The sequence below is a fragment of the Petrotoga halophila DSM 16923 genome (genome assembly GCF_002924615.1).
The window spans coordinates 1-639 of record NZ_JALY01000155.1 but is presented as its reverse complement, the minus strand read 5'-3'; positions in this window follow the sequence as shown (position 1 = coordinate 639).

The window sequence follows — 639 nt, the reverse complement described above, 5'->3', positions numbered from 1 at the left end:
AATTCTCTTACCGCGTTTAACACGATTTCTTTTTTCTTTTTGCCGTTGCCAGGTACTTCCACCATTTTTACAAGGTCAGGGATTAGTCCTACTATTTCTTTCATTTTCTCACCTCCACTAATAGTATCCGTAAGAATACTTAAATTGTGGTAAATAATTGTTTACTATTATATCTATTCCCGCCCACCGCCCCTTGTGGAAGGGGCTACGCCCCTTATGATCCCTGAATAAAGGCCTAAGAGGCCTTAGTGGATAAAGGGGCTTCGCCCCTTTTCGATCCCTTTTTAAAGACTAAGGAGTCCCTTATGATCCCTTTTTTAAAGGCTTTGCCTTTAAGATTTATTATCTATTCCCGCCCACCGCCCCTTGTGGAAGGGACTTCGCCCCTTATGATCCCTGAATAAAGGCCTAAGAGGCCTTAGTGGATAAAGGGGCTTCGCCCCTTTTCGATCCCTTTTTAAAGACTAAGGAGTCCCTTAGGATCCCTTTTTTAAAGGCTTTGCCTTTAAGATTTATTAATCTATTCCCGCCCACCGCCCCTTGTGGAAGGGACTCCGTCCCTTATGATTCCCTTTTTTTAGTTTCGTCTTAGGATTGTTGTGGGTTTTTAAAACTTATTTTTATTATCTATTCCCGCCC